Source organism: Niveispirillum sp. CC-CTL257 (assembly GCF_059489915.1).
On sequence record NZ_JCAJXE010000001.1, the window covers coordinates 701,351 to 723,965 of the forward strand.

At 64.3% G+C, this 22,615-nt stretch carries 24 protein-coding genes; 21 read left to right on the top strand and 3 right to left on the bottom strand.

Annotated features, from left to right (window positions below; all coding sequences use genetic code 11):
- Positions 1–32: 32 nt before the first annotated feature.
- Positions 33–1,157: a bactofilin family protein gene (locus ABC729_RS03460; protein WP_495606258.1), complete on the bottom strand. Its 1,125-nt coding sequence runs from the start codon at positions 1,155–1,157 to the stop codon at positions 33–35.
- A gap of 220 nt (positions 1,158–1,377) precedes the next feature.
- Here ABC729_RS03460 and fabI point away from each other — a divergent pair, with 220 nt between their 5' ends.
- The 20 genes from fabI to ABC729_RS03560 all read left to right on the top strand — a co-directional run bounded on the left by fabI (position 1,378) and on the right by ABC729_RS03560 (position 18,945).
- Positions 1,378–2,148: an enoyl-ACP reductase FabI gene (fabI, locus tag ABC729_RS03465; RefSeq protein ID WP_495606259.1), complete on the top strand. Its 771-nt coding sequence runs from the start codon at positions 1,378–1,380 to the stop codon at positions 2,146–2,148.
- Between the two features lie 81 nt (positions 2,149–2,229).
- Positions 2,230–2,982 carry a YebC/PmpR family DNA-binding transcriptional regulator gene (locus ABC729_RS03470; RefSeq protein ID WP_495606260.1) on the top strand — a complete coding sequence of 251 codons (753 nt, stop codon included), beginning with the start codon at positions 2,230–2,232 and terminating at the stop codon, positions 2,980–2,982.
- 26 nt (positions 2,983–3,008) lie between these two features.
- The gene (gene ruvC, locus ABC729_RS03475) at positions 3,009–3,536 is read left to right on the top strand and encodes a crossover junction endodeoxyribonuclease RuvC (RefSeq protein ID WP_094457974.1); all 528 of its coding nucleotides are present in this window, start codon (positions 3,009–3,011) and stop codon (positions 3,534–3,536) included.
- Positions 3,537–3,598: 62 nt separating this feature from the next.
- On the top strand, positions 3,599–3,859 hold the full coding sequence (locus tag ABC729_RS03480; protein WP_495606261.1) for a type II toxin-antitoxin system VapB family antitoxin: 261 nt from the start codon (positions 3,599–3,601) through the stop codon (positions 3,857–3,859).
- Positions 3,856–4,293 carry a type II toxin-antitoxin system VapC family toxin gene (locus ABC729_RS03485; RefSeq protein WP_495606262.1) on the top strand — a complete coding sequence of 146 codons (438 nt, stop codon included), beginning with the start codon at positions 3,856–3,858 and terminating at the stop codon, positions 4,291–4,293. Before ABC729_RS03480 ends, ABC729_RS03485 begins: the two co-directional genes overlap by 4 nt.
- A complete protein-coding gene (gene ruvA, locus ABC729_RS03490; RefSeq protein WP_495606263.1) occupies positions 4,290–4,907 on the top strand; it encodes a Holliday junction branch migration protein RuvA in 618 nt (205 codons plus the stop codon). Before ABC729_RS03485 ends, ruvA begins: the two co-directional genes overlap by 4 nt.
- 44 nt (positions 4,908–4,951) lie before the next feature.
- On the top strand, positions 4,952–6,034 hold the full coding sequence (ruvB, locus tag ABC729_RS03495) for a Holliday junction branch migration DNA helicase RuvB (protein WP_102113286.1): 1,083 nt from the start codon (positions 4,952–4,954) through the stop codon (positions 6,032–6,034).
- Positions 6,027–6,521: a YbgC/FadM family acyl-CoA thioesterase gene (locus ABC729_RS03500; protein ID WP_495606264.1), complete on the top strand. Its 495-nt coding sequence runs from the start codon at positions 6,027–6,029 to the stop codon at positions 6,519–6,521. The genes ruvB and ABC729_RS03500 overlap by 8 nt, the downstream gene beginning before the upstream one ends.
- A 5-nt stretch (positions 6,522–6,526) precedes the next feature.
- Positions 6,527–7,261, top strand: coding sequence for a protein TolQ (gene tolQ / locus ABC729_RS03505; protein WP_102111613.1), 735 nt, complete (start codon positions 6,527–6,529; stop codon positions 7,259–7,261).
- Position 7,262: 1 nt separating this feature from the next.
- Complete coding sequence (locus ABC729_RS03510) at positions 7,263–7,730, top strand: ExbD/TolR family protein (protein ID WP_495606265.1); 468 nt, start codon at positions 7,263–7,265, stop codon at positions 7,728–7,730.
- A 19-nt stretch (positions 7,731–7,749) separates the two neighbouring features.
- Positions 7,750–8,673, top strand: a complete 924-nt coding sequence (gene tolA / locus ABC729_RS03515; protein WP_495606266.1) for a cell envelope integrity protein TolA — start codon at positions 7,750–7,752, stop codon at positions 8,671–8,673.
- Positions 8,673–10,037, top strand: a complete 1,365-nt coding sequence (gene tolB, locus ABC729_RS03520; protein WP_495606267.1) for a Tol-Pal system beta propeller repeat protein TolB — start codon at positions 8,673–8,675, stop codon at positions 10,035–10,037. The genes tolA and tolB overlap by 1 nt, the downstream gene beginning before the upstream one ends.
- 155 nt (positions 10,038–10,192) lie before the next feature.
- A complete protein-coding gene (gene pal, locus ABC729_RS03525; protein ID WP_495606268.1) occupies positions 10,193–10,690 on the top strand; it encodes a peptidoglycan-associated lipoprotein Pal in 498 nt (165 codons plus the stop codon).
- 175 nt (positions 10,691–10,865) lie between these two features.
- Positions 10,866–11,810 (top strand): tol-pal system protein YbgF, encoded by a 945-nt coding sequence (gene ybgF / locus ABC729_RS03530; protein WP_495606269.1) that lies wholly within the window; start codon positions 10,866–10,868, stop codon positions 11,808–11,810.
- Positions 11,801–13,114 (top strand): tRNA lysidine(34) synthetase TilS, encoded by a 1,314-nt coding sequence (tilS, locus tag ABC729_RS03535; RefSeq protein ID WP_495606270.1) that lies wholly within the window; start codon positions 11,801–11,803, stop codon positions 13,112–13,114. Before ybgF ends, tilS begins: the two co-directional genes overlap by 10 nt.
- A gap of 55 nt (positions 13,115–13,169) precedes the next feature.
- On the top strand, positions 13,170–15,101 hold the full coding sequence (gene ftsH / locus ABC729_RS03540) for an ATP-dependent zinc metalloprotease FtsH (RefSeq protein ID WP_495606271.1): 1,932 nt from the start codon (positions 13,170–13,172) through the stop codon (positions 15,099–15,101).
- Positions 15,102–15,284: 183 nt separating this feature from the next.
- Positions 15,285–16,271 (top strand): dihydropteroate synthase, encoded by a 987-nt coding sequence (gene folP / locus ABC729_RS03545; protein WP_495606272.1) that lies wholly within the window; start codon positions 15,285–15,287, stop codon positions 16,269–16,271.
- A gap of 61 nt (positions 16,272–16,332) precedes the next feature.
- Positions 16,333–17,703, top strand: coding sequence for a phosphoglucosamine mutase (glmM, locus tag ABC729_RS03550; protein WP_495606273.1), 1,371 nt, complete (start codon positions 16,333–16,335; stop codon positions 17,701–17,703).
- Positions 17,704–17,713: 10 nt separating this feature from the next.
- The gene (gene thiD, locus ABC729_RS03555; RefSeq protein WP_495606274.1) at positions 17,714–18,514 is read left to right on the top strand and encodes a bifunctional hydroxymethylpyrimidine kinase/phosphomethylpyrimidine kinase; all 801 of its coding nucleotides are present in this window, start codon (positions 17,714–17,716) and stop codon (positions 18,512–18,514) included.
- Positions 18,511–18,945 (top strand): DUF3293 domain-containing protein, encoded by a 435-nt coding sequence (locus ABC729_RS03560; RefSeq protein WP_495606275.1) that lies wholly within the window; start codon positions 18,511–18,513, stop codon positions 18,943–18,945. The genes thiD and ABC729_RS03560 overlap by 4 nt, the downstream gene beginning before the upstream one ends.
- 240 nt (positions 18,946–19,185) lie before the next feature.
- Here ABC729_RS03560 and ABC729_RS03565 read toward each other — a convergent pair whose 3' ends face one another.
- Both ABC729_RS03565 and ABC729_RS03570 read right to left on the bottom strand, forming a co-directional pair.
- The gene (locus ABC729_RS03565; protein ID WP_495606276.1) at positions 19,186–21,252 is read right to left on the bottom strand and encodes a TonB-dependent receptor family protein; all 2,067 of its coding nucleotides are present in this window, start codon (positions 21,250–21,252) and stop codon (positions 19,186–19,188) included.
- 100 nt (positions 21,253–21,352) lie between these two features.
- Positions 21,353–21,733, bottom strand: coding sequence for a hypothetical protein (locus tag ABC729_RS03570; protein WP_495606277.1), 381 nt, complete (start codon positions 21,731–21,733; stop codon positions 21,353–21,355).
- Positions 21,734–21,887: 154 nt separating this feature from the next.
- On the opposite strand from ABC729_RS03570, the gene ABC729_RS03575 reads away from it, so the two are divergent.
- Positions 21,888–22,568 carry an RluA family pseudouridine synthase gene (locus ABC729_RS03575; RefSeq protein WP_495606278.1) on the top strand — a complete coding sequence of 227 codons (681 nt, stop codon included), beginning with the start codon at positions 21,888–21,890 and terminating at the stop codon, positions 22,566–22,568.
- Positions 22,569–22,615: the final 47 nt, after the last annotated feature.

The window sequence follows — 22,615 nt, forward strand, 5'->3', positions numbered from 1 at the left end:
GTCAGGCGCGTTGCCCCTGACATGGCGCGCGGTTAACCGGCGGCCAGCCCCCCGCGCCGCCCATGGCGCAGATTTTCCGCCAGCGCGCCGACGCCGATGGCGGCAATCAGGGTCAGGGCGCAAAGGCCCGCAACCGGAACCAGGGGCAGGGCGGCCATGATGAGAGCGGCCAGGGCATAACGGCGCAGCAGTTGAGCCGCCGTTTCCCGCTCCCGCCCCAATTCCCGCCGTCTGATCATTACCGCCACGGCGAACCCCGTAATGACGATGCCTACGGGCAGGGCCAGCAGCCACAGGCCCAGCATCAGTACGCCCAGCGGAATGCCGATCACGCTGATCATCAGCAGGCCCAGCAGCACCGGCGACAGCAGCAGGATGGCCCCGCCCAGCAGCAGATGGCGCAACGGGTGGCGCGGCATGGCATCCGCCGCGCGCAACACCGGCCCCGGCAGCAGCCAAAGCAACGCGACACCCAGCAGGAACAGGGCCAGCGCCTTGCCCAGGCTGCCCAGGATCGTGGGGCCGTCATCGGGTGCCGACTGGTAATGGTGGCGGACGGTGCCGCCGACCTCCACCCCCGCCGGCACTTCCACGGCCATAGGGCCGTTATGGCGCAGGTCGCCCTGGATCGTGGCCCCCGGACGCAGTTCCAGCATGCCCGACGTGACCTCCAGATCGCCCGCCACTCGACCGGCCACGATGACGCGGTCGCCCGTCAGGTGGGCGTCGCCATCCACCTGGCCGGACAGCGTCACCTCGCTCCCATTGGCCACCAGATCACCCGCAATGCGGGCTGTGGGGCCGATGGTCAGCTCGCCTGCGTTCAGCAACGCATCGCCCGCCACATCGGACAGCAATGTCAGGTCAAAGCCGATGGCGGCCAGATCGCCCTCTATCGGGCCCTTGAGGGCGAGATCAAATCCGGCCAGCAGGGCATCGCCCGATATCGGTGCTGTGGTGCGCAGGTCGAGGCCCGCCGCCACGACATCGCCCGCCACGGGCGCATCAACGGAGATGGAGCGACCCGCCGCAACCAGATCATCGCTGACCGGGGCGATCAGCCGTATCTCCGCGCCCGTTTGCAGCTCGGCACCTGCCCATGCCGGACCGCAAAGGGCCAGCAACAGGGTGGTGTGGATCAGGACACGGGCAAACATCGGGACTTCCTGCCTTCCGGGGCATTGTACGGACTGTGCATGATCGGCCGATTGCCGCCGTCGGCCAAGGTCCACCGACCGCGATTCTTCGGGGTTCCACCTTGATACAGGTCAGTTACAAGACAGGGACCTACCCTGTACTGCAACGCCATATGGGGTTGATCGGAGGCCGGTTCCACCGCACCCTCTGTGACTGTGCATTGCGGGATGAGGGTATGTGATGGCTCTGTTCGATCTTTCCGGCAAGCGTGGCCTTGTGGTGGGCATCGCCAATGGTGCCTCCATCGCCTATGGCTGTGCCAAGGCCTTCCGTCTGCAAGGTGCCGATCTGGCCGTCACCTATCTGAACGAAAAGGCGGAACCGCATGTGCGGCCGCTGGCCGAGGAACTGGGGGCCTCCCTGTTTCTGCCCTGCGATGTGCGAGAGCCGGGGCAGCTGGAGACCGTGTTCGAGAAGGTGGAGGCGGAATGGGGCGAGCTGGATTTCCTGCTGCATTCCATTGCCTTCGCCCCGCGTGAGGACCTGCATGCCCGCGTGGTGGATAGCAGCCGCGATGGGTTCCTGATGGCCATGGACGTGTCGGTCCATTCCTTTATCCGTATGGCCAAGCTGGCCGAGCCGCTGATGAAGGATGGCGGCTGCCTGATGAATGTCAGCTTCTACGGCTCTGAAAAGGTCGTGGAGCATTATAATCTGATGGGACCGGTCAAGGCAGCGCTGGAGGCAGTAACCCGCTATCTCGCAGCGGAGCTCGGTCCGCAGGGCATCCGGGTCCACAGCCTGTCGCCCGGCCCATTGAAGACAAGGGCCGCCAGCGGCATCGACCGGTTCGACGAACTACTGACCCGCGCGGCGGAACGGGCACCCATCCGCAATCAGGTGACCATTGAGGATGTGGGGGCCTATGCGGCCTTCCTGGCATCCGACGCGGCGAAGGCCGTGACCGGTGGGATCGAATATATCGATGGCGGCTATTCCATCGTCGGGTAGGGGTGCCCAAAGCGCGCGGAATGTGGTATCAAGCCGCCAGTTTCAGCCCATATATCAAAACGATACAACAAGGCGTTCCCCATGGCCGGTCATAGCCAATTCAAGAACATCATGCATCGCAAGGGCGCGCAGGACGCCAAGCGGTCGAAGATCTTCAACAAGCTGGCGCGCGAAATCACCGTCGCCGCGAAGTCGGGTCTGCCCGACCCGGCCATGAACCCCCGCCTGCGCGCCGCCATCCAGGCGGGTCGCGCCCAGAACCTGCCCAAGGATCGCATCGACCGGGCCATCAAGATGGGCATTCCGGGCAGCGCCGACGACACCAACTATGACGAAGTGCGGTACGAGGGCTATGGCCCCGGCGGCATTGCCCTGATCGTGGAGGCACTGACCGACAACCGCAACCGCACCGCATCGGAAGTGCGCTCTGCCTTCACCAAGCACGGCGGTTCGCTGGGCGAGACCAATTCGGTATCGTTCATGTTCAACCGTATTGGTCAGGTGACCTATCCGGCCAGCGTGGCGTCTGCCGATGACATGCTGGAAGCCGCCATCGAGGCGGGGGCGGAGGATGTGCAGTCCGACGAGCATGGCCATTCCATCATCACCGGCACCGACACGCTGGGTGAGGTGCGTGATGCGCTGGAAGCCAAGTTCGGCGCACCGGAAAGTGCCAAGCTGACCTGGACGCCGCTGAACCTGCTGCCTGTCACGGCAGAGGATACGGCCCAGACGCTGCTGAAGCTGCTGGACGTGTTGGAAGATAATGACGATGTCCAGACCGTGCTGGGCAATTTCGACATTCCGGCCGAGCTGCTGGAAAAGCTGAGCTGATACTGAAGCAAGACCGGGGGGCCACCATGGCGGGACAGGCTCCCGTGCGTATCCTGGGGCTGGACCCCGGTCTTCGCCATCTGGGCTGGGGCGTCATCGATGCTGCCGGCAACCGGTTGAGCCATGTGGCCGACGGCACCATCCACACCGACAGTGGTGACGATCTGGCAAAGCGGCTGCTGGAATTGCATGAAGGCATCGCCGCCGTCATCGAGCAGTGGCAGCCGGACGAGGCGGCGGTGGAAGAAACACTGTCCAACGTCAACCCATCCTCCACCCTGAAACTGGGCATGGCGCGCGGCATTGCCCTGTTCAGCGCGGCCAAGGCCGGACTGCCCGTGGAGCAGTATCTGCCTATGGCGGTGAAGAAATCCGTGGTGGGTACCGGCCATGCTGACAAGGTGCAGGTTCAGCATATGGTAAAGATGCTGCTGCCGGGCTTCCAACGCTCCACCGCTGACGCCGCCGATGCGCTCGCCGTCGCTATCTGCCACGCTCACCACGCCCAGACGCGGCGCAAGGTGGACAACGCCATCCTGGGGATCAGGCGGTAATACGTTGCCGTTTTGTTCATATGGTGTAGAATTCTTCCCCAGTAGGAAGAAAGGGCCATCCCATGGCGCTGAACATCAAATCCCCAGAGGCGGAAAAGGATGTCCGCCGCCTAGCCGAACTGACGGGTGAAAGCCTGACGGAGGCCATGCACAAGGCCGTGCGGGAGCGGCTGGAGCGGCTGTCGTCGGAAGATGAACAGGCCAAAGCTGCTCGCTGGGCCAAGATCAACGCCCTTATCAAGGAAATACAGTCGGCCCCCGTGTTGGACCCGCGTTCTCCTGACGAGATCATCGGGTACAATGAGCGGGGGACGTTCGATTGAATGCGCCGATCATCGTTGATAATTCCGCGCTGATGGCCATTCTCCTGTCGGAGCCGGATGCCGAAACTTATACGAGCGCCATGGCTGCTGCACCGGCACTCGCCATGTCGGCAATCACCATGTTCGAGGCACAGACCGTGATCCTGCGCCGCCTGGGGCAGTCGATGGTTGAGCGCTTCAACCGGATGATGGCGCTCTATCCGGTTGCGGTCCATTCGTTCGATGCCGCTCAGGCGGTGACGGCATTTGAGGCGTACCGGCAGTTCGGCAAGGGGTGCGGGCATCCGGCCCAATTGAACCTTTGCGACTGCGCTTCTTACGCGCTGGCCCGCACCCTGAACGCCCCCCTGCTGTTCAAGGGCCAGGATTTCATCCATACCGACATCATTGCGGCCCTGCCATTGCTGGTGCCCGAGGCGGGAGTGAACCCATGATCGCGAAATTGTCCGGGCTGCTGGACAGCACAGGCCTGGACTGGGCCATTATCGATGTGAACGGGGTCGGCTATCTGATCTCCGCGTCTACCCGTACCCTGCGCCGGCTGGGCAGTACGGGCAATGCCGTTTCGGTCCATACTGAAATGTGGGTGTCGGAAGACAAGATGGCGCTGTACGGCTTTGCCGACATCAATGAGCGGGACTGGTTCCGCCTTCTGACCACGGTTCAAGGCGTGGGAGCGCGGGTGGCGCTGAACATCCTGTCGGTACTGGCGCCCGACCGCCTGACCTCGGCCATTGCTGCCCAGGACAAGACGACGCTGTGTGAGGCGGATGGGGTGGGGCCGAAACTGGCTGCCCGAATTTTGAACGAATTGAAGGATAAGGTGGCCACGCTTGCCACCAGCCCGGTGGCGGCCACACAGGTTCAAAGCACGGCGGCACAACCCGCCGTCAGTACGGCAGTTGGGGATGCGGTGTCGGCGCTGGTCAATCTTGGATATAAGCGGATCGAGGCGTTCACCGCCGTGAACAAGGCCGCCCAGAGCCTTGGCGGTGAGGCCGATGTCTCCGCCCTGATCCGGGCCGGCCTGAAGGAACTGAGCCAGTGAGCCGCAAACCCAAGCCGGAGGCGGCCCCCCCAAAGCCTGAGCGCATGGTGGAACAGGATCGGATCGGCGGCGACGCCAATACCGAAAATTCCATCCGCCCCCTGTCGCTGGGGGAGTTCATCGGACAGAAACAGGTGCGGGAAAACCTGTCTTTGTTCATCCAGGCGGCCAAGGGGCGTGGTGAGGCGCTGGACCATGTGCTGCTGTTCGGGCCGCCGGGCCTGGGCAAGACCACGCTGGCCCAGATTGTCGCCAAGGAGCTGAATGTGGGCTTCCGCGCCACCTCCGGCCCCGTCATTGCACGGGCCGGTGATCTGGCGGCGCTGCTGACCAACCTTCAGCCGCATGACGTGCTGTTCATTGATGAAATCCACCGCCTGTCGCCGGCGGTGGAGGAAATCCTCTATCCCGCGATGGAGGATTTCCAGCTGGACCTGATCATCGGTGAAGGCCCGGCGGCGCGCAGCGTGCGCATCGACCTGCCGCCCTTCACCCTGGTCGGCGCCACCACGCGCTCTGGCCTGATTACCCGTCCCTTGCGGGAGCGTTTCGGCATTCCGCTGCGCATGCAGTTCTATGAACCGGAAGAGTTACAGCTGATCGTCAGCCGGGGTGCGCGTATCCTGGGTGTCGAGATGACGGACGAAGGCGCGCTGGAAGTGGCGCGCCGGTCGCGGGGCACGCCGCGCGTCGCGGGCCGCCTGCTGCGCCGGGTGCGGGACATCTGTGGCGTCCATGGGCTGGAGGTGGTGGATGCCAAGGCCGCCGACCGGGCGCTGACGCGGCTGGAGGTCGATCGGCTGGGCTTTGACGCCATGGACCGGCGCTACCTTGCCTGCATCGCCGACCATTATGGCGGCGGGCCGGTAGGGGTGGAGACGCTGGGGGCGGCGCTGGGCGAACAGCGGGACGTGCTGGAAGAAACCATCGAACCCTACCTGATCCAACAAGGGTTGTTGCAGCGCACACCGCGCGGGCGCATGTTGACCGACACGGGCTACCGCTATCTGGGCCTGCCGGTGCCGGCCACGCCCGCGCGGCAGCTGGACCTGCTGGGCGGCATGCCCACGGTGGGGAAGGGGAGTGCGCCGGTGGGCGACCTGTTCGACGGGGATGACAATGCCTGACGGGACGATGCCATCGGCGGGCTGGTGGGAAGGCACATCCCATGTCTTCCCGACCCGTGTCTATTACGAGGATACGGACGCCGGCGGCATCGTCTATCACGCCAATTACCTGCGTTTTGCGGAGCGGGCGCGCAATGAGATGCTGCGCCTTTCAGGCTTTCCGCACGCCGCCATGGTGGCGCAAACAGGTGTGGCGCTGACGGTACGGCGGTGCGACATCGATTTTCGGCAACCCGCCCGTCTTGACGACGCGCTTGAAGTCGTCTCGCGAATTGTCGATATCGGCGCCGCGACATTGGATATCGAACAGGATGTGCGCCGCGCCTCGGGCTTGGCCTGGGGTGGGGTGGAGGCTTCGACGGGACCGGCACCGCTGGTCCGCCTGGGCCTGCGTCTGGCGTGCATCAATGCGCAAGGGCGGCCCGTCCGCCTGCCGGCCGCCTTGCGGTCGGTGATGGTCAATATTTTGTCAAAAGGTCAGGACTGAACCCGATGTTTCCCACCCTTCTGCAAGCCGCCGCCCTTGGCGGTGATGTCGCGCCGGTCCATGACATGTCGGCGCTCGGCCTGTTCCTGCAGGCTGATATCGTTGTGAAGTTGGTGATGCTGGGTCTGCTGGCGGCGTCGGTCTGGACCTGGGCCATCATTTTCAACAAGGCAACGAAACTGCGCCGCATGAAGGCCGCCGCCGCCGATTTTGAGGAACAGTTCTGGTCCGGTGGCTCGCTGGACCAGCTCTATGATCAGGTGGCGCAGGCCCCGGCTGATCCGTTCTCTGCGGTATTTGCTGCCGGTATGCGCGAATGGCGCCATGCCAATGAACGCGGCCTGTCATCGTCGGGTGCCATGCGCGCCAACCTGATGCAGCGCATGGAGCGCGTCATGTCGGTGACCGTGGGGCGTGAGATGGCGGACACCGAACGCTACATGACGGTGCTGGCGTCGGTCGGTTCCGCCGGTCCCTTCGTGGGCCTGTTCGGCACGGTCTGGGGCATCATGGGGGCCTTCACCAACATCGCGGCCCAGCAGAACACCTCGCTGGCCGTGGTGGCACCGGGCATCGCGGAGGCGTTGTTCGCTACCGCCATCGGTCTGGTCGCTGCCATCCCCGCCGTGCTGGCCTATAACTACTTTTCCTCGGAGATTGGGCGGTTCGGCGACCGGCTCGACTCATTTGTGACAGAATTCTCCGCGATCCTGCAGCGTCATCTGGAAGAGCGGGGCTGAAATGGGGGCGAGCCTTCCTGGCAAGCAGTCCGGGCGCGGGCGGCGGCGTGGCCGCCGTGCCGCCATGTCGGATATCAATGTGACGCCCTTCGTGGACGTCATGCTGGTGCTGCTGATCGTATTCATGGTCGCGGCCCCGCTGCTGACCGCCGGCATACCCGTCAATCTGCCCAAGGGGGCGGCCCAGGCGTTGAAGTCGGAAGAAGACCCGCTTTGGGTGACCGTCACGGCAGATGGCCGCATCTCGTTCAAGGACAAGAAGGTTTTTGATAACGAGATGTTCGCGCTGGCCGAACTGGCCCCGCGTCTGGTCATTGTCGCGGAGCAGACGCCGGATCGTAAGGTGCTGGTGCGTGGCGACCGCGAGGCCACATATGCCAGCATCGTGGATGTGTTGAGCGAGGCGCGTCGCGCCGGCCTGTCGGAGGCCAAGCTGGTCATCGAATCCGACGGTCGCGGCGCACGGTAAGGGTGGAAACCAACGCATCATGCGGACCACCCTGATCCTTTCCGGCATCCTGCATCTGGCGCTGATCATCCTGGCGCTGATCGGCCTGCCGCACCTGATCAAGAAGCGGGAAGTGATCCAGCTTCAGGAGGTGCCGGTCGAGGTGGTGGAGGTCGGCCCCATGACCATCGCCAAGCTGGCGGAGCCGAACCCCAAGCCGCTTCCCCCGCCGCCCAAGCCAACCCCGCCGAAGCCGGAACCGCCCCCGCCGCCGCAGCAGGCCAAGGAAGCCCCGCCGCCGCCGCCGGAGGTGAAGGTGCCCGAGCCGCCCAAACAGGTTGCCGAGAAGCCGCCCGAGCCGGAGCCGAAGCCGGAACCCAAACCGGAGCCAAAGCCCGAGCCGCCGAAGAAGGAAGAGCCGAAGCCGGAACCTCCCAAGAAGGAGGAACCTAAGCCCAAGCCGCCCGAACCGAAGAAGGAAGAGCCCAAGCCCAAGAAAGAGGAGCCGAAGCCCAAGCCGCCGGAAAAGACGCTGGACAGCGTTCTGAAGAACGTCGCCAAGCTGAAGACGGACACGCCGCCCTCCAAGGAGCCGCCCAAGGAAACCTCGTCCGAGCCGCCGCAACCGCTGGCCGCCAAGACAGGCGAACGGCTGAGCATCAGCGAAGAGGATGCGCTGCGCCGTCAGATCCGCAACTGCTGGAACGTGCCGGTGGGGGCGAAGGGTGTAGAAAACATGCAGGCGGAAATACGGGTCTTGTTCGACAGCAACCTGCGCGTCACAAATGTGCAGTATGTGTCAGGGACCGGTAATCCAAATACCGACCCGCATTTCCGGGCCTTTGTGGAATCCGCCTTACGGGCGCCGCTTTTGCCTGGATGTAATACGTTGAACATCCCGCGCGACAAGTACGGGGACAAAGGGTCCATCCTGATGAAGTTCAGCCCGAAGGATATGTTCTGATGCAAGCCAACGCTCTATTCTCCACGGGCGGCTGGCGGGTTGTCGGCCGGTTCATCGCCCTGGTGGCGATGGTGCTGGCCGCCGGCTTCGCCGCTCCCGCCCGCGCCGAACTTGAGATCGACATCACGTCAGGCAATCCGCAGCCGATTCCCATCGCCATCACCAATTTTGCTGGTGACAACCCGAATGCCACGCAGATCGGGCAGAATATTGCTGGCGTCATTTCGGCCAATCTGGAACGGTCGGGCCTGTTCCGTCCGCTGGAGCCGGCCAAGTTCGTGCAGACGCCCGACAGCCTGAAGGTCGGTGTCCGTTTCGCCGACTGGCGCCTGATCCAGGCACAGGGTCTGGTGACGGGCACTGTCAGCCAGTCCCCTGATGGCCGTACCCGTATCGAGTTCCGGCTGTTTGATGTGACGGCGGGCCAGCAGGTCACCGGTCTGGCCTATACGGTTCAGGCCGATGGCTGGCGGCGAGTCGCCCATATCATTTCGGATGCGATCTATAAGCGCGTCACGGGCGAGGAAGGGTATTTTGATACCCGCATCGTCTATATCGCCGAGTCAGGCCCTGCGTTGCAGCGCGTCAAACGTCTGGCGATCATGGATCAGGATGGTGAGAACCACCGTTTCCTGACCGATGGCCGTACCCTGGTTCTGACCCCGCGCTTCTCCCCCAGTACCCAGGAAATCACATATCTGAGCTACTTCAACAACAGGCCTCGGGTGTATCTGTTCAATATTGATACGGGTCGCCAGGAGGTTCTGGGTGATTTCCCGGGCATGACGTTCGCGCCGCGTTTCTCGCCCGATGGTAATAAGGTGATCATGTCGCTGGCCACGTCCGGCAACTCCGACATCTATACCCTGGACCTGCGCACCCGTCGCCAGACACAGTTGACGAACCATCCTGGCATCGACACCTCGCCGTCTTTTGCGCCTGATGGCAGTAAAGTCGTGTTCGAAAGCGACCGTGGCGGTACGCAGCAGCTGTATACGATGAATGCCGATGGCAGTGATGTGAAGCGCATTACTTTCGGCCAAGGCCGTTATGGTACGCCCGTCTGGTCCCCCCGTGGCGATCTCATCGCCTTCACCCGACTTGCGGGGGATAAGTTCTATATCGGTGTCATTCGGCCGGATGGTACGGGTGAGCGACTTTTGACGGAGGCGTACCATGTCGAAGGGCCTACCTGGGCCCCAAATGGTCGAGTGCTAATGTTCTTCAAGGAAAGGCCTTCTGGACAGGGAGGCAAACAGCGCCAGGCCAAGCTATACTCAATCGACTTGACAGGGTTTAATGAACGGCAGGTCTTAACGCCAACCGATGCTTCGGACCCTGCATGGTCGCCCTTGATTCCGTGAGTGCGTCACACTAATTTCGCAACGCAAGAACAGCGCTCAAATCCGCCGGGCCTGAAGATCGCTTCAATGCGACGTCCGGCTGTGGTTCGCGCGGTTCCGTGGGGCAAACACGCACTTCATCCTTAATCTCGAGTTCCACCTAGGGGGTCTCTCAAATGCGCTTCAAGATGCTCAGCCTCGTCGCGGTCGCCGTGCTGGCCACCGCCTGCTCTTCCAAGCCGGAACAGACGGCTCAGGCCACCACCGGCGGTACCGTCGCCGCTCCGGCCGCTCCGGCCAAGCCGTCGGGCCCGGTTCCGGGTTCCGCCGAAGACTTCATCGTCAATGTTGGCGACCGCGTGTTCTTCGGTTTCGACAAGTTCGACCTGACCCCGGAAGCGACCGCTACCCTGGATCGTCAGGCCAACTGGCTGAAGACCTACAAGTCCGTGACCATCACCATCGAAGGTCACGCTGACGAGCGCGGCACCCGCGAATACAACCTGGCTCTGGGCGATCGCCGCGCCAATTCGGTCAAGAACTACCTGACCGCCATGGGCGTCGAAGCCGCTCGCGTCCAGACCATCTCCTACGGCAAGGAGCGTCCGCAGGTCGTTGGTTCCAACGAAGCCGCCTGGACGCAGAACCGCCGTGGCGTGACCGTGATCAACTGATCCGGTACGACCGCAAAGGTCAAGGCGACAGCCTGAGGAAAACGCCGTCCGGGAAACCGGGCGGCGTTTTCTTTTGTGCGCCTTATTACTGCCTTACCGCCTGTGGACACTTTCGCGGTGCCGGCCTTCGCGGTAGGGTCGCGCCCATTGTAATCTCCGCCAACCGTTGGTCCCGATGATCCGACACCTGCCGTCCCCGAACCCGTATCCCCGTCGCCGCCTGACCCTGGCCACCATTGCCCTTGCGGCGGTGCTGGGCACCCTGCCGGCTGCGGGCCAATCTGACACGCGGGATATGGCGAACCGGCTGCAACGGCTGGAGAACGAATTGCAGACGCTGAGCCGCGAGGTTTATCGCGGCGGTGCGCGTCCGCCATCATCGGGCGCGCCGGCACCGGCCATGTCCGGCAACATCGCCGCTGATTTCGAAGTGCGGCTCCAGCGCCTGGAGTCGGAGATGCAGACCCTGACGGGCCGCTATGAAGAGGCTGGTTTCCAGGTGGCGCAGCTGCGCGAACAGCTGGCCAAGATGCAGCAGGATCTGGAATTCCGGTTGAGCCGTCTGGAACAGGGGCAGGGCGGTGGTTTGAGCGCCAGTGCCGTGCCGGCGGCGGGCGAAGCGGCCCCGGCGGGTGAGCCTGCAGCCCCGGCAGCGCATGGCACCGGCAAGCCGGCAGCGGCCGCCAACAGCAATGCCGCCCCGGCGGCCAGCAGCTTCAACCTGCCGAACGGGTCCGCGCAGGAGCAGTACGACTTCGCCTTCAACCTGCTGCGTCAGGCCGAATATGACAAGGCGGAGCTGGCCTTCACCCGCTTTATCGAGGCGAACAGCGCCAGCCCGCTGGCCAGCAACGCCCAATACTGGCTGGGCGAATCCTTCTATGTGCGCGGTAAGTACAAGGAGGCGGCGGTTGCCTTCGCAGAGGGCTACCAAAAGTATCCCAAGAGCACGAAGGCACCCGACAGCCTGCTGAAACTGTCCCTGTCCTTATCGGCCATGAAGTCGAACGAGGATGCCTGTGCGGCCCTGACCGAGCTGAACCGCGCCTATAAGGCGACGGCGCCGCAGACCATTCTGCGCCGGGCCGAGGCGGAGAAGAACCGTCTGAAATGCAAGTGAGCGGCCCCATCGGGCCGGTCGGATTCGACCGGCTGATGCAGGCGCTGGGGCCGTTCGAGTCGGCCCCCCATATCGCGGTTGGTGTTTCCGGCGGGGCCGACAGCATGGCCCTCGCCCTGCTGTTGCGCCATTGGGTGGCGGATCGGGGCGGGGCGCTGCTGGCCCTGACCGTCGATCATGGATTGCGTGCCGACAGCCGCAGCGAGGCGGAACAGGTCGCCACCTGGATGGCGCGGCTTGGCATCGCGCACCGAATCCTGTCCTGGGACGGGCCAAAGCCCCGCAGCGGCATCCAGGCCGGTGCCCGCCATGCCCGATTGCGTCTGCTGGCCGATGCGGCGGCGGATGCCGGTATCCTGCATCTGGCGCTGGCCCACCATGCCGATGATCAGGCGGAAACCCACCGCCTGCGCGCTGACCGGTCCAGCGGCCCCCAGGGGTTGGCCGGCATGCCCGCCATCCGGGAGATGGAGCGGCTGCGCCTGATCCGCCCGTTGCTGCCCGTGGGCAAGGACCGGCTGATCGCCACCTGTCGGGCGTTGGGGCAGGAATGGGTGGAGGACCCGTCCAACCGAAACCCCGCCTTTGCCCGTACCCGGCTGCGTCTGTCGGAGTCGGTGGGGGAGGGGGAGCAGGTGGCGGCCTTGGCGGCGGCCGGTGCCCGTGCGCAGGAGGATGGGGAAACGGCCCGTCTGCTGGCCCTTTATGCGCGGTTTCAGCCAGAAGGCTGGGTTATCCTGGATCACGCGCTGTTCGGAGAAGAGGTGGTGACCGTGCGGCGGTTGGCCGCAACCCTGCTGCGCGCCGTTGGCGGGTCACCATACCCGCCGGCCCCGGCCGCCGTGGCCGATCTGGTGTATGGCCTGTGCGCCGATCCGGGAAAGGGGCGCACGCTGGCTGGTTGCCAGTTCACCCCCATCACCAGCGGCTGGCGCCTGATCCGGGAGGCACGGAACCTGGAAGGCCCGGTGGCCTTGAAGGGCGGCGGTCCCACCATCACCTGGGACGGGCGATTCCGCCTTTGGGCCGAAGGGTTTGGGCGGTACATTGTCCGCGCCCTTGATGAGGATTTGTGGCGGCGGGCCGTGGCGCAGAGCCCCGTCCTGGCCCGGTCTGATCTGCCGGCGGCCGTGCGCTGGACCCTGCCGGTTGTGACAGTGGGGGATCGGCCATTGGCCATACCGCCAATGGCCTGGGTGGCCCCTGACATCCCCGATCCGGGGGTGCGGATGGTGCCATTGGTATCGGTTCCGGCAGTTCCCGCACGGTTCGCTGTTGTCACCGCCACAGATGACATTATCTAATGAGAGGAGTTCCCCTGGTTCCGCCCGGGGGTGCGGTCGATGAAAGGTCAGGGCTGTGAATAATTTCGGTAAGAATCTGGCGCTGTGGCTGGTGATCGGGGTGCTGTTGATCGCCCTGTTCAACCTGTTCCAGACGTCCTCCACCCGCTCCTCGCAGTCCGGCATGGCCTATAGCGACCTGCTGGCCGAGGTTGGCCGAGGCACGGTGACTTCGGTCACCATCAAGGGTGACCAGATCACGGCCACCACCAATGACAGTCGCAGCTTTACCGTGACGGCGCCGCCCGGCTCCAACGTGGCCGACCGTCTGGTTGACAAGAATGTGCGTGTGTCGGTCGTGGCGGAGGATACGGGCCCCTCGCTCCTGTCCATCCTCTTGTCCTGGTTCCCGATGCTGCTGCTGATCGGCGTCTGGGTGTTCTTCATGCGCCAGATGCAGGGCGGCGGCGGCAAGGCCATGGGCTTTGGCAAGTCCCGCGCCCGTCTGCTGACCGAGAAAGTCGGACGCGTCACCTTTGACGATGTCGCCGGCATTGATGAGGCCAAGCAGGAACTTGAGGAGGTTGTCGATTTCCTGAAGGACCCGCAGAAGTTCCAGCGTCTGGGCGGCAAGATCCCTAAGGGTGTGCTGCTGGTCGGCCCGCCGGGTACGGGTAAGACGCTGACGGCCCGTGCCGTCGCGGGTGAGGCGAATGTGCCCTTCTTCACCATCTCCGGTTCCGACTTTGTGGAGATGTTTGTGGGCGTCGGTGCATCCCGTGTTCGCGACATGTTCGAACAGGGCAAGAAGAACGCGCCCTGCATCATCTTCATCGACGAAATCGACGCGGTCGGCCGCCATCGCGGTGCTGGCCTGGGCGGCGGCAATGATGAGCGTGAGCAGACGCTGAACCAGCTGCTGGTGGAGATGGACGGGTTCGAGGCGAATGAGGGCGTGATCCTGATCGCCGCCACCAACCGCCCCGACGTTCTGGACCCGGCCCTGCTGCGTCCCGGCCGCTTTGACCGTCAGGTCGTGGTGCCGAACCCCGACGTGCTGGGCCGTGAGAAGATCGTGAAGGTCCATATGCGCAAGGTGCCGCTGGCCCCCGATGTGGACCCGAAGGTGATTGCGCGCGGTACCCCCGGCTTCTCCGGTGCTGACCTTGCCAATCTTGTGAATGAGGCGGCGTTGCTGGCGGCCCGTGCGGGCAAGCGCGTCGTCGGTATGGCCGATTTTGAGGCTGCCAAGGACAAGGTCATGATGGGTGCGGAACGCCGCTCCATGGTCATGTCGGAGAAGGAAAAGAAGCTGACCGCCTATCACGAGGCGGGTCATGCCCTGGTCTCGCTCTGGGTGCCGGAATATGACCCGCTGCACAAGGTCACCATTATTCCCCGTGGCCGCGCCCTGGGCGTGACCATGAACCTGCCGGAACGCGACCGCACCAACTACACCAAGCGTGAGATGGAATCGCGTCTGGCGGTCCTGTTCGGTGGCCGCGTAGCGGAAGAGATCATCTTCGGCCCGGAAAACGTGACCACGGGTGCATCCAGCGACATCCAGCAGGCCACCCGCTGGGCCCGCGCCATGGTTGCCGAGTATGGCATGTCCGACAAGCTGGGCCGCGTGCGCTACAACGCCAATGAGCAGGAGGTTTTCCTGGGTCATTCAGTGGCGCAGCAGCAGAACGTGTCGGAAGCCACCGCACAGCTGATCGACGAGGAAATCCGCCGCCTGATCGAGCAGGGCGAAAGCCTGGCCCGCCAGCTGCTGACGGAGCGTCTGGACGATCTGCACAAGGTGTCGGAAGCGCTGCTGGAGTTTGAGACGCTGTCGGGCGAAGAGGTGAAGGCCATCCTGCGCGGTGAGCAGGTGGTGCGCACCGATCCGCCCGCCCCGCGCCCGCAGGCCCCCGAGCCGCCCAAGTCCTCCAGCGGTCGCCGTGCCTCGGTCCCCACTTCGGCCAAGGATGGGATCGAGCCGGAGCCGCAGCCCGGCGTGTAAAGCGGGCGGTTATCGGTTAAGTGAGCAGACCCCCGGCGTGATGAGCGTCGGGGGTTTGTTGTTTTTGTCGGCACCAGGAACCCGCCTGTAGCGCGGATTAGCGTGAGCGTAATCCGCGGAAATCCGATCGTCGTCGCTCCGCGGATTACGCTTCGCTAATCCGCGCTACTCGTAAGGCCCGCCATGCGCCCCCTCGCCATCCTCTCCGGCCCCGCCGCCCGTAACGCCGTCACGGCTGGAAGCGCACGACCGCTGGCCGGTGGTCCGCTGGCCTTTACGCTGATCGAGACGCCAACAGGCATTCTGCCGGCCACGGCGCTGCCCCCAGACCATCCGCTCACCGCTCCCCGCGCCCCCTGGGCCGGTTTTGATCTGTCGCGGCCCATCATCATGGGCATCGTCAATGTCACGCCCGACAGTTTCTCCGACGGGGGTGACCATGCCCAGGCCGATGCCGCCATAGCCCATGGCCGCCGGTTGCTGGCCGAGGGGGCGGATATCCTGGATATCGGTGGCGAGTCGACCCGGCCGGGGGCGGAACCGGTGCCGGTGGAGATAGAGATTGCCCGCGTCGTGCCCGTGATCCGCGCCCTGGCGGCAGACGGGGCCGTGATCTCCATCGACACCCGCCATGCAGCCGTGATGAAGGCAGCGGCAGAGGCAGGGGCCAGGATCATCAATGATGTCACGGCCTTGACCGGTGACCCGGACAGCCTGTCAGTGGCCGCCGCAACGGGCCTGCCTGTCGTCCTGATGCATATAAAGGGGGAGCCGCAGACCATGCAGGTGGCCCCCCACTATGAGGATGTCACGGCAGAGGTGTATGATTGGCTGTCCGCCCGTATCGACGCGGCGGTTGGGGCCGGTATTGCGCGGGACCGGATTGCCATCGATCCCGGCATCGGATTCGGCAAGGACGTGGTCCATAATGTCGATCTGCTGGCCCGCACCGCCGCCCTGCACGGGTTGGGCAGTCCTGTCCTGATCGGGGTCAGCCGCAAGCGCTTCATCGCGGCCTTATCAAAGGGTGAAGCGCCCAAGGACCGGGTGCCCGGCTCCATCGCCACGGCGCTGCATACGCTGGGTCGGGGCGCGCATATCCTACGCGTGCATGACGTGGCCGCAACGGTGCAGGCGGTCGCCGTGTGGCAGGCCCTGCAATCGGCGTGATATAGGTTGCGTAACATTCCGATCCACCGGCCTTGCTGCCGGCATTCCTGGGAACTGAGACATGTCGCGTAAATTGTTCGGCACGGATGGCATCCGCGGTACCGCCAATACCGAGCCGATGACGGCAGAGACGGCGCTGAAGGCCGCCATGGCCGCCGCATTGCATTTCCGGCGCGGCGATCATCGCCATACCGTGGTGATCGCCAAGGATACGCGCCTGTCCGGTTATATGCTGGAACCCGCCCTGACGGCGGGTTTCATTTCCATGGGCATGGATGTGATCCTGGTCGGGCCGCTGCCCACGCCGGCGGTCGCCATGCTGACCCGGTCCATGCGCGCCGATCTGGGCGTCATGTTGTCGGCCAGCCATAACCCGTTCCAGGATAATGGCATCAAGCTGTTCGGTCCCGATGGCTATAAGCTGTCTGACGAGTTCGAGGCAGAGATTGAGGCGCGCATGGCGCTGCCCTTCGCGCCCGATCTGGCCGGCCCGCGCGACCTGGGCCGGGCACAGCGTATGGAAGATGCTTTTGGCCGCTATATCGAGGTGGTGAAAAGCAGCTTTCCGCGTGGCCTGCGCCTGGACGGCATGAAGATCGTCATCGATTGCGCCCATGGTGCCGCCTACAAGGTGGCACCCCGCGTGTTGTATGAACTGGGGGCAGAGGTCATCACCCTGTTCAACCAGCCCAACGGCTTTAACATCAATGATAAATGTGGGGCGACCAGCCCGGCGGCCATGCGCGCCGCCGTGGTGGAGCATAAGGCCGATCTGGGCATTGCGCTCGATGGTGATGCCGACCGCCTGATCCTGGCGGATGAGACGGGCACGCAGATTGATGGCGACCAGATCATGGCCCTGATCGGCCAGAGCTGGGCCGAGAGCGGGCGGTTGCGCGGCGGCGGCGTGGTAGCCACCGTCATGTCCAACATGGGCATGGAACTGCACCTGAAGAAGCTGGGCCTGTCGCTGGCGCGGACAGCGGTGGGCGACCGCTATGTCGTGGAACATATGCGCGAACATGGCTTTAACGTTGGCGGCGAACAGTCGGGCCATGTTGTCCTGTCGGACTTCGCCACCACGGGCGATGGCTTGCTGGCGGCGTTGCAGGTGCTGGCCTGCATCCGGCAGTCGGGGCAGCCCGCGTCCGACGTGCTGCGCGTGTTTCAGCCGCTGCCGCAATTGTTGAAGAATGTCCGCTATGACGCCAGCACCGGCATCCGCCCGCTGGACGTCGACAGCGTGCAGGCCGCCATCAAGGCGGGTGAGGAGAAGCTGGCCGGCGTTGGCCGCGTGCTGATCCGCAAATCCGGGACGGAACCCCTGATCCGCGTGATGGCAGAGGGCGAGGATGATGCCCTGGTCACCCGCGTTGTGGATGATATCTGCGACGCGGTGCGCCATGTGACCCATTCTGTGGCGGCGGAATAAGGGGGCGGTGATGAAGGGACGCGTTCTGATCATTGCCGGGTCGGATTCCGGCGGCGGGGCCGGCATCCAGGCCGATATCAAGGCAGTGACGGCGCTCAATGGCTATGCCATGACGGCGATCACGGCCCTGACGGCGCAGGACACCAACGGTGTCCATGGTGTTCTGCCCGTGCCCATCGATTTCCTGGCGCAGCAGATGCGCCTGGTCCTGGCCGATATCGGGGCGGACGCCGTCAAGATCGGCATGCTGGCAACGGCAGATATCATCAATGCCGTGGCCGATACACTGGCCGAGGCTGCCCCTGGTGTGGCGATCGTGGCCGACCCGGTGATGGTCGCCAAGGGGGGGCACCGGCTGCTGGATGAAAGCGCCACGGGTGCCCTGATCCGTCGCCTGCTGCCGCTGGCCGCCATCGTCACGCCCAATGTGCCGGAGGCGGAGGCGATGACCGGTATCGACATCCGCACCGTCGATGACATGCGCCGGGCGGGGCATGCATTGCTGACCTATGGTGCCAAGGCCGTGTTGATGAAGGGCGGGCATATGGACGGGCCGGTTCTGACCGACCTGCTGGTCACCCGTGATGGCGAACAGGCCTTTACCGGCGAACGCGTGGAAACGCGGCACACGCACGGCACGGGCTGCACCCTGTCGTCGGCCATTGCCACGGGGCTGGCGCAGGGCCTGTCGGTGGTGGACGCAGTGGCCCGCGCCCGCCGCTATGTCGATATCGCCATCCGTACCGCGCCCGGCTTCGGCCATGGCCACGGCCCCCTGAACCACGCCCATACCGTTGGGGATTTCGCATGAGCGGCTTTGATCCCAAGCTTTTGAGCGCCTATCAGCAGACCAGCTACGTCGCGCTGGACGGCAAGCGCAGTGCCACGGCCCGCATCATGGCCGACCCACAGGAGGTTGATCGCCTGCTGGAAAACCGTGGCGCGGCAGAGATCGTGTTCGTCACCGCCTGGAACCCGAAAAGCAAGCCGGCGACCGAGGTCGCCAATGACGCCGCCCATGCCCGCCTGATCGACATCCTGGAGGATGAGGATCTGGACTATCTGCCGGCAGAACTGCGCCCCGCGACCAAGGACTGGCCGGTGGAAAAAGGGGTGGCGATCTTCGATCTTCCGCCGTTCGACGCCCTGCAACTGGCCGAAATGCTGGGCCAGTACGCCATTGTCTGGCAGGGGCAGGGACAGCCGGCGCAATTGCTGTTCACCCGGCTGGCGCTGGGGTAAGGGCGCGTACAGGGCCGCTACTGCTGACTTTTCGGCCCTGTTCTGCTACTGTCTCTCCGTCAATGCCACAGCTCTGTCTTGCCACGGTCGGAACAGCCGACTGCCGGCCGCTAGGGTGCTGTAACGGTGAAACACAGGTGTGTTTTGTGTTTCATCCTGTTGCACGGGGATGGGGCCGGCGGGTCGGAGCGACCCTGTCTTCATCTCTGAAATCAGGGCGCCTCTTCACTGCCAGCTCGCTTAGAACTCCGCCTTCAGGCCGGCATAGAGCGATCGCCCTTCACCGGGATAATAGACATTGAGGTTGGCACCCGTCGCCCGCGCATTGGCGATGGTGCTGACTGAGGAGATGTAGCGGGTCTTGAAGATGTTCCGTGCCTCCGCATAGGCGCGAAGCCCTTTGGCCAGCTGCACACTGCCATTGACGGACCAGACGTCATAGCCGGGTGCCTTCAGGCTGTTGGCATAGTCGATCCAGGCTCCGTCCGGTGCCCATTCGACAGAGGCCCCGACCTGCCAGGCGTCGCCATCCTTGATGATCAGGCCGCCCTGATAGAGATGACGCGGCGCACCGGCCAGATCATTGCCACCAAACTGCGCATCGCCATCGAAATAGAAATCGTTCAGCATGTAGGTCTGGCTGAACACCACGCTGCCCGCGCCAGACGCGAACAGCTTGTCCGCGACGGTCACGTCCAGCCCGGCCTCGATCCCCTGATGGATGGTCTTGTCGGCATTGAAGGTGCCGGCGGGGATGGTGGGGTTGACGGTGAATTGCAGATATTCATCGCGCAGCCAGGAACGGTAGAGCCCGATATCCCAGGTAAAGATGCCCGACTGCCCGCGCGTGCCAACCTCTGCCGTCCAGGCCTTCTGCGACGCCAGCGGCACAAAGCGCGGCACCGGTGCCTGTACCAGTTCAGAGAAGGTAGGTGCCTCCTCCGCGCGGGAGACATTGGCATAAAGCTGGGTGGTGCTATCGACCTGATAGAGCAGGCCCAGCTTGGGGTTCAGGGCATTGAAGCTCTTATCCGCGTCCTGGGTGGCGTTCAGGTTATTGTCCAGCTCCCGCTTGGCCGCCATCCATTGCAGACCGGCGACCAGCGTCAGGTCCGGCGTCAGTGCGGTGCGGCTTTCGGCATAGGCTTCGGCCTGGCGCGCATACTGGTCGCTGTCAGCGGTCTTTGCCCCCCGGCTGCCGCGGACATTTAGATATTGCAAGGCATCGACATGGCCGTAGCGGCCCTGCAGGCCCACCACTAGCTCATGCCGCAGACCACCGATCTGGCCGACATCGGTATAGCGGATGAAGCTGCCCACATCCTGGCTGTCCTGGTCCACCACCTGGAAGATCGGGTGGAACAGTGACTTCACATTCAGAAAGCCGCCGACATCCAGTTGCGCCTCGTCGCCCAGCAGGAAGCTGGTCCGGTTGGACAGGCGGACGGAGTTGATGTTACGCGCATAGTCATTCTGATTGTTGATGGCCGGGGCAAGACGCGGCGTGTCCAGGGCCGAGGCGCGGCTGACGGTACCCGGCACTTCCTGCTGGATATGATTGGCCGACAGGTAGAAGCGGGTTTCGGCACTGTCGGTCAGCTTGATGCCGACATTGCCGGCCAGCCGCGCGGTCTGCTGCTGGCTCTGCTGACGGTAGCCGTCAGAACGGATGCCATTGACACTGACATAGCCGTCCAGCGTCTCACCGGCGGCGGATGCGGTTGCGGCCAGACGGAGGGTGCCAAAGCTGCCACCATCAATGGCGATACTGTTGGGGCTGCTGGCCGTTCGGCCCGTGGGTGTGACGACATTGATGGCCCCGCCCAGGCTGGCGGCACCATAGCGCAGGGCATTACCGCCCTTGAACACCTCGACATAGCGGGCCTGACGAGGGTCGATCTCCTGGAAATCGGTGCTGCCATCGGCCAGATTGACGGGCACGCCATCGATCAGCAGCGACAGGCCGCGCATATGGAATCCGCGCGACAGGCCGGAACCACGGATGGAGATGCGGACTTCCTCGGCAAAGCGCTGCTGGGCATAGACGCCGGGCGTGCTGGACAGCATGTCCTTCAGGTTCAGGGTGTACTTGTCCCGGAACTCCTCCGCCGTGACCAGATCAACGCCGCCCGCAACCTTATTGATCTGCTTGCGGGCATCGTCCACGGACGGGGCAGTGGGGCTGCCCTGACGCTGGCCGACCACTTCCACCACGCTGGCGGGATCGGCGGCCATCTCGGCGGCGACGGGCAGGGACAGGCACAGGGCGGGCAGGCAGGCGCCAGCCAGCAGGAATGAACGCGACATGGGGAAACTTCCTTCATCATCGGCCCGGCATCGCTCACGGGATGGCCAGGCGCAAATCTTCTCTGGCCGCGACGGGCGCGACCGATTCTGGATTTGGCGATCAGATGAAGGCGGGTGGGGCGCGGGGCGGGGTATCGCCCGGAAGGCGCAGATAGGCTGGCCATTGCGTCCAGCCGGGTGAGGGACGCCACAGGATGGTCTGCCGGGGCCAGAGCGGCGCCAGCAGCGACAAGGCCAGCAGCAATGGCACCGGCAGGGCCGCCAAAAGGGCGAACAGGCAGGGGACGTCGCTGGGTGCCGGCATATCACTGGTCTTCACCGGCTTGCCATCTGCATCCAGCAGCAGCGGCACATCCTGTCCAGCGCCGGTACAAACCACCAACGGCAGGCCGCCCTCGCCCAAGGCCGACAGGTCGGGCATGTAGCCCGGTGGCAGCATGGCCCGCAGCAGCAGGGCGCAGAACAAGGTCCAGGCGGCCATTGTCCGCCCGATACGACCGATGCCCCATACGGCTGATTGTAAATCCCGTCCCCACATGCGCGCTGAAATGCGCTGCGACGGGCGTTCTGTCAAGGCATGTGGCCTGCGACGCGACAGCACGCTATGACAGGGCGGCGACGGACGGAGCGGGCGAATGTCTTACACAGCGCAGGAAATGCGCGAACGGGTGCTGTACGAGGATGAACGCGTCATCATCCTGAACAAACCCTATGGTCTGCAGGTTCATTACGGGACCAAATGCACCGACCATCTGGAACTGTACCTGCCCTTGATCCAAGGAGATCGACCGGAACCGCCGCGTCTGGCCCACCGGCTGGATAAGGAAACCGCTGGCTGTCTGGTGCTGGCCCGCGATGTGGAGGCGGCGGCGCGGCTGGGTGCCATGTTCCTGGATGGGCGGGTGCGGAAAACCTATTGGGCGGTCGTGATGGGTGGGCCGACGGCGGTGGAAGGGGTGATCGATCTGCCGCTGGGCAAGGTCCGGGTGCCCGGCACGTCCAAGATGGTGGTGGATGTGATGGCAAAGCCGGCCCTGACTCGCTGGAAACGGCTGGGACAGTCGCAGGGCCTGTCGCATATGGAGCTGTATCCCCGGACAGGGCGGATGCATCAACTGCGCGCCCATTGTGCCTATATGGCCATGCCAATCCTAGGGGATCGCATCTATGGGGCGGAGATGCCGCCGCCGGTACCGCTGCACCTGCTGGCCCGGTCTATCCGCTTTCCATCGCTGGATGGGAAAGGTGAGATAACCGCCGCGGCACCGCCGCCGCCGCATATGGCCGAAACTCTGGCGGCCATGGAATGGGCATAGAAAAAGCCCCGCAGGAATGACCCTGCGGGGCTTTTCGTTGTTCCAAA

Coding starts and splice junctions, on each gene's coding strand:
- folP (WP_495606272.1), top strand. CDS start 15,285: ATGCGCCCCCTCGCCATCCTCTCCGGCCCCGCCGCCCGTAACGCCGTC.
- ruvB (WP_102113286.1), top strand. CDS start 4,952: ATGGTGGAACAGGATCGGATCGGCGGCGACGCCAATACCGAAAATTCC.
- ABC729_RS03565 (WP_495606276.1), bottom strand. CDS start 21,252: ATGTCGCGTTCATTCCTGCTGGCTGGCGCCTGCCTGCCCGCCCTGTGC.
- ABC729_RS03460 (WP_495606258.1), bottom strand. CDS start 1,157: ATGTTTGCCCGTGTCCTGATCCACACCACCCTGTTGCTGGCCCTTTGC.
- ABC729_RS03480 (WP_495606261.1), top strand. CDS start 3,599: ATGGCGCTGAACATCAAATCCCCAGAGGCGGAAAAGGATGTCCGCCGC.
- ABC729_RS03510 (WP_495606265.1), top strand. CDS start 7,263: ATGGGGGCGAGCCTTCCTGGCAAGCAGTCCGGGCGCGGGCGGCGGCGT.
- ruvA (WP_495606263.1), top strand. CDS start 4,290: ATGATCGCGAAATTGTCCGGGCTGCTGGACAGCACAGGCCTGGACTGG.
- ABC729_RS03570 (WP_495606277.1), bottom strand. CDS start 21,733: ATGGCCGCCTGGACCTTGTTCTGCGCCCTGCTGCTGCGGGCCATGCTG.
- tolQ (WP_102111613.1), top strand. CDS start 6,527: ATGTTTCCCACCCTTCTGCAAGCCGCCGCCCTTGGCGGTGATGTCGCG.
- ABC729_RS03575 (WP_495606278.1), top strand. CDS start 21,888: ATGTCTTACACAGCGCAGGAAATGCGCGAACGGGTGCTGTACGAGGAT.
- fabI (WP_495606259.1), top strand. CDS start 1,378: ATGGCTCTGTTCGATCTTTCCGGCAAGCGTGGCCTTGTGGTGGGCATC.
- tilS (WP_495606270.1), top strand. CDS start 11,801: ATGCAAGTGAGCGGCCCCATCGGGCCGGTCGGATTCGACCGGCTGATG.
- ABC729_RS03500 (WP_495606264.1), top strand. CDS start 6,027: ATGCCTGACGGGACGATGCCATCGGCGGGCTGGTGGGAAGGCACATCC.
- thiD (WP_495606274.1), top strand. CDS start 17,714: ATGAAGGGACGCGTTCTGATCATTGCCGGGTCGGATTCCGGCGGCGGG.
- ABC729_RS03470 (WP_495606260.1), top strand. CDS start 2,230: ATGGCCGGTCATAGCCAATTCAAGAACATCATGCATCGCAAGGGCGCG.
- ybgF (WP_495606269.1), top strand. CDS start 10,866: ATGATCCGACACCTGCCGTCCCCGAACCCGTATCCCCGTCGCCGCCTG.
- glmM (WP_495606273.1), top strand. CDS start 16,333: ATGTCGCGTAAATTGTTCGGCACGGATGGCATCCGCGGTACCGCCAAT.
- pal (WP_495606268.1), top strand. CDS start 10,193: ATGCGCTTCAAGATGCTCAGCCTCGTCGCGGTCGCCGTGCTGGCCACC.
- tolB (WP_495606267.1), top strand. CDS start 8,673: ATGCAAGCCAACGCTCTATTCTCCACGGGCGGCTGGCGGGTTGTCGGC.
- tolA (WP_495606266.1), top strand. CDS start 7,750: ATGCGGACCACCCTGATCCTTTCCGGCATCCTGCATCTGGCGCTGATC.
- ABC729_RS03560 (WP_495606275.1), top strand. CDS start 18,511: ATGAGCGGCTTTGATCCCAAGCTTTTGAGCGCCTATCAGCAGACCAGC.
- ruvC (WP_094457974.1), top strand. CDS start 3,009: ATGGCGGGACAGGCTCCCGTGCGTATCCTGGGGCTGGACCCCGGTCTT.